At 56.9% G+C, this 5,248-nt stretch carries 2 rRNA genes; both read left to right on the top strand.

The annotated features are described in order from the left end of the window. Positions 1-220: 220 nt before the first annotated feature. Positions 221-1,754: ribosomal RNA gene (locus tag AB0B28_RS22590) — 16S ribosomal RNA — on the top strand. Between the two features lie 369 nt (positions 1,755-2,123). Next, a 23S ribosomal RNA gene (locus tag AB0B28_RS22585) occupies positions 2,124-5,244 on the top strand. Together the 16S and 23S rRNA genes form the textbook arrangement of a ribosomal RNA operon. Positions 5,245-5,248 lie beyond the last annotated feature (4 nt).

The following is a 5,248-nucleotide window of genomic DNA, read 5'->3' as shown; positions in this document are numbered from 1 at the left end:
GCGTGTTGTTTGAGAACTCAACAGGGTGTTTGGATGGTCAGCGTGTGGGCCGGCCAGGCGATGAGGCGCTAGGTCGTCGAGTGGTTTGGTTGGTACTGTTTTTGACTGTCTTTTCCTTGGAACATCGCATGCGTGTGGTGTTTCGTGAAAATCGGTCAGGACATGCTTCGACACATACCAAAGTCGCTGATCCCGTAAGGGGTTGGTGCGCAACAGGTTTTTGTTGGAGAGTTTGATCCTGGCTCAGGACGAACGCTGGCGGCGTGCTTCACACATGCAAGTCGAACGGAAAGGCCTCGCTTGCGGGGTACTCGAGTGGCGAACGGGTGAGTAACACGTGGGTAACCTGCCCCTAACTTTGGGATAACCGTTGGAAACGGCGGCTAATACCGGATACGACCACGCTCTGCATGGGGTGTGGTGGAAAGCTTTTGTGGTTAGGGAGGGGCCCGCGGCCTATCAGCTTGTTGGTGGGGTGATGGCCTACCAAGGCGGTGACGGGTAGCCGGCCTGAGAGGGCGGTCGGTCACATTGGGACTGAGATACGGCCCAGACTCCTACGGGAGGCAGCAGTGGGGAATTTTGCACAATGGGCGGAAGCCTGATGCAGCGACGCCGCGTGAGGGATGACGGCTTTCGGGTTGTAAACCTCTTTTATCCACCACGAAGGCGGTGTATTCGCACCGTTGACGGTAGTGGTTGAATAAGCGCCGGCTAACTACGTGCCAGCAGCCGCGGTAAGACGTAGGGCGCGAGCGTTGTCCGGATTTATTGGGCGTAAAGGGCTCGTAGGCGGCCCGCTGCGTCTGCCGTGAAAGGCCTCGGCTTAACCGGGGTTTTGCGGTGGATACGGGCGGGCTTGAGGCAATTAGGGGAGATCGGAATTCTACGTGTAGCGGTGAAATGCGCAGATATGTGGAGGAACACCGGTGGCGAAGGCGGATCTCTGGGATTGTTCTGACGCTGAGGAGCGAAAGCGTGGGGAGCGAACAGGATTAGATACCCTGGTAGTCCATGCTGTAAACGGTGGGCGCTAGGTGTGGGGTCACGTTGGTTGATTCTGTGCCGTAGCTAACGCATTAAGCGCCCCGCCTGGGGAGTACGGCCGCAAGGCTAAAACTCAAAGGAATTGACGGGGGCCCGCACAAGCGGCGGAGCATGCGGATTAATTCGATGCAACGCGAAGAACCTTACCTAGGTTTGACATCACCCGGAAACCCTCAGAGATGGGGGCCTCTTCGGACTGGGTGACAGGTGGTGCATGGCTGTCGTCAGCTCGTGTCGTGAGATGTTGGGTTAAGTCCCGCAACGAGCGCAACCCTTATCCCGTGTTGCCAGCATTCAGTTGGGGACTCACGGGAGACTGCCGGGGTTAACTCGGAGGAAGGTGGGGATGAGGTCAAGTCATCATGCCCCTTATGTCTAGGGCTTCACGCATGCTACATTGGCCGGTACAGCGGGTTGCGATACCGTGAGGTGGAGCGAATCCCTGTAAAGCCGGTCTTGGTTCGGATTCGAGTCTGCAACTCGACTCGATGAAGGTGGAGTCGCTAGTAATCGCAGATCAGCAACGCTGCGGTGAATGCGTTCCCGGGCCTTGTACACACCGCCCGTCACGTCATGAAAGTTGGCAACACCCGAAGCCTACGGCCTAACCAGTGTACTGGAGGGAGTGGTCGAAGGTGGGGCTGGCGATTAGGACGAAGTCGTAACAAGGTAGCCGTACCGGAAGGTGCGGCTGGATCACCTCCTTTCTAAGGAGTCCCGATCGCGACACGAACGTTGCGATCAACCATCCGCTCCGGTCATATGACCGGCCCATCCCGCATACCGCGGGACGGGTTGACAGCGGGTGTGTATGGACTAAACATTTTAATGGTGTGTCGACTACACGTTGAAGCAAACCATCCTTGGCATCACTGGTCCTTCGGGAACGGTGGTGCCGCACCCTGTTGGGGTTCTGAGGCAATACGTCTCAGTGCCTAGCCATATCGCGGACACGCGGTGATGCTTGAACTGCCTGTGTGGCAAATGAAGCGTGTGTGTCGGGTGTGGTTGGTGTGTTGTTTGAGATTTGTATAGTGTGCGTGAGTGTCTTTGTTTCTATCTGATTTGGCCGTGTTGGTTAAGTTGTGTAGGGCGCATGGTGGATGCCTTGGTACCGGATGACCGATGAAGGACGTGTGAGGCTGCGATATGCCTGGGGGAGTTGCCAACTGGACTGTGATCCCAGGGTTTCCGAATGGGGTAACCTAGCCAGTTTGATGACTGGTTGCGCCTGCCTGAATGTATAGGGCGGGTGGTGGTGTGGCGGGGAAGTGAAACATCTCAGTACCTGCTGTGGAGAAAACAAGAGTGATTCCGTCAGTAGCGGCGAGCGAACGCGGAGGAGGCTAAACCTGGTTCGTGTGATAGCCGGCAGGCGTTGCGGGTCGGGGGTTGTGGGACATTACCGTTAGTTTCTGCCGAGACTAGGGACATGCATCAATGGCTAGCCGAATGGTGTGGGAAAGCCGACCGGAGTGGGTGAGAGTCCCGTAGGTGAAGGTTGTTGATGGTGTTCGGGTGGTGCTCCCGAGTAGCGCGGGTTTCGTGGAGGCTCGTGTGAATCTGCCAGGACCGTCTGGTAAGCCTAAAGAGGTCCGGTGACCGATAGTGGAGAGTACCGTGAGGGAATGGTGAAAAGTACCCCGGGAGGGGAGTGAAATAGTGCCTGAAACCATGTGCCTGTAAACCGTCAAAGCCCGGCATGAAACTTGTTTTCGTGTAGGCGGGTGATGGCGTGCCTTTTGAAGAATGAGCCTGCGAGTTATGGTATGCCGCGAGGTTAAGCCGTTGTGGTGGAGCCGGAGCGAAAGCGAGTCTGAATAGGGCGTCCAGTGGTGTGTTGTAGACCCGAAGCGGGGTGATCTACCCATGTCCAGGGTGAAGCGGCTGTAAGAGGTCGTGGAGGCCCGAACCCACCTAGGTTGCAAACTGGGGGGATGAGGTGTGGGTAGGGGTGAAAGGCCAATCAAACTCCGTGATAGCTGGTTCTCCCCGAAATGCATTTAGGTGCAGCGTCGCATGTTGCACCGTGGTGGTAGGGCGCTGGTTGGGTGATGGGCCGTGTCGGTTACTGAGCTCAGCTAAACTTCGAATGCCATGGTGTTGAGTGCGGCAGTGAGTCGGCGGGTGAGAAGATCCGTCGTCGAGAGGGAAACAGCCCAGATTACCGGCTAAGGCCCCTAAGGGTGCACTGAGTGGAAAAGGATGTGGGGTCGCGTTGACAGCCAGGAGGTTGGCTTAGAAGCAGCCATCCTTGAAAGAGTGCGTAATAGCTCACTGGTCGAGTGGTTTTGCGCCGATAATGTAGCGGGGCTGAAGTGCACCGCCGAAGCCGTAGCAATGCCAGCGAGATTCGTTTCGTTGGGTTGGGTAGGGGAGCGTCGTGCCTGGGGTGAAGCTTCGGAGTGATCCTGGGGTGGACTTGGTACGAGTGAGAATGCAGGCATGAGTAGCGTAACGCAGGTGAGAATCCTGCGCGCCGATTGACTAAGGGTTCCAGGGGACGGTTGTTCCGCCCTGGGTTAGTCTGGGCCTAAGGCGAGGCCGAGAGGCGTAGTCGATGGATAACCGGTTGATATTCCGGTACCCGAGTACCGCGTATGAGTGATAGCGGTCATGCTAACCGGCTGGTTGCTGTTGTTGTGAAGCCTTCGGGTGGAGGAATGATGGTTGCTGGTTGGGGTCCTTTCCGTGTGTAGCGTAGTGATGGGGTGACGCAGTGGGGTAGCCGTACCGTCTGGTGGAATAGACGGGGTAAGGTGGTAGCCCGGGATTCTAGGTAAATCCGGAGTCCCTGCTTTCAATAGTGAGGGTGAGCGCTGAAGCATAGCTCGTATGAGCGAATTCGGTGATCCCGTGCTGTCGAGAAAAGCCTCTAGCGAGTGGTAGTCGGCCAGTACCCTAAACCGACACAGGTGGTCAGGTAGAGTATACTGAGGCGTTCGAGTGATGTGTGGTTAAGGAACTCGGCAAATTGCCTCCGTAACTTCGGGAGAAGGAGGGCCCCAAACCGTGGAGCGAAGCGCTCGGGAGCGGTGGGGGGTTGCAGAGGCCAGGGGGAAGCGACTGTTTACTAAAAACACAGGTCCATGCGAAGCCGTGAGGTGAGGTATATGGACTGACGCCTGCCCGGTGCTGGAACGTTAAGAGGATCCATCAAGGCCTTCGGCCTGCAGTGGTGAATTGAAGCGCCAGTAAACGGCGGTGGTAACTATAACCATCCTAAGGTAGCGAAATTCCTTGTCGGGTAAGTTCCGACCTGCACGAATGGCGTAACGACTTCCCCGCTGTCTCAACCACATGCTCGGCGAAATTGCAGTACGAGTAAAGATGCTCGTTTCGCGCGGCAGGACGGAAAGACCCCGGGACCTTTACTATAGCTTGGTATTGATGCACTATTTGGTTTGTGTAGGATAGGCGGGAGCCTGGGAAGCCTCGACGCTAGTCGGGGTGGAGGTGTTGGTGAAATACCGCTCTGATCTGGTGGTGTGTCTCACCCGCGGCCCTGATCGGGTCGGGGGACAGTGCCTGGTGGGTAGTTTAACTGGGGCGGTTGCCTCCTAAATGGTAACGGAGGCGCCCAATGGTACCCTCGGGCCGGTTGGAAACCGGTCGGTGAGTGTAAGCGTAGAAGGGTGCTTGACTGTGAGACCGACGGGTCGAGCAGGTGCGAAAGCAGGGGCTAGTGATCCGGCACCAACGTACGGATGTGGTGTCGCTCAACGGATAAAAGGTACCCCGGGGATAACAGGCTGATCTTCCCCAAGAGTCCATATCGACGGGATGGTTTGGCACCTCGATGTCGGCTCGTCGCATCCTGGGGCTGGAGTTGGTCCCAAGGGTTGGGCTGTTCGCCCATTAAAGCGGCACGCGAGCTGGGTTTAGAACGTCGTGAGACAGTTCGGTCCCTATCCGCCGCGCGCGTAAGAGATTTGATGAAGGGCTGTCCCTAGTACGAGAGGACCGGGATGGACGAACCACTGGTGTGCCAGTTGTCCCGCCAGGGGCATGGCTGGTTGGCTACGTTCGGGAGCGATAACCGCTGAAAGCATCTAAGCGGGAAGCGTGCTTCGAGATGAGATCTCTGTCAACATAATGTTGGTGAGGCGCCCAGAAGATGACTGGGTTGATAGGCCCGACATGGAAGCGCTGTAAGGCGTGGAGTGGACGGGTACTAACCGCCGAGAACTTAACACAACAC

The sequence above is a fragment of the Glycomyces sp. NPDC046736 genome, assembly GCF_040645615.1.
GTDB lineage: Bacteria > Actinomycetota > Actinomycetes > Mycobacteriales > Micromonosporaceae > Glycomyces.
This window is presented reverse-complemented; position numbering and strand designations above follow the sequence as displayed.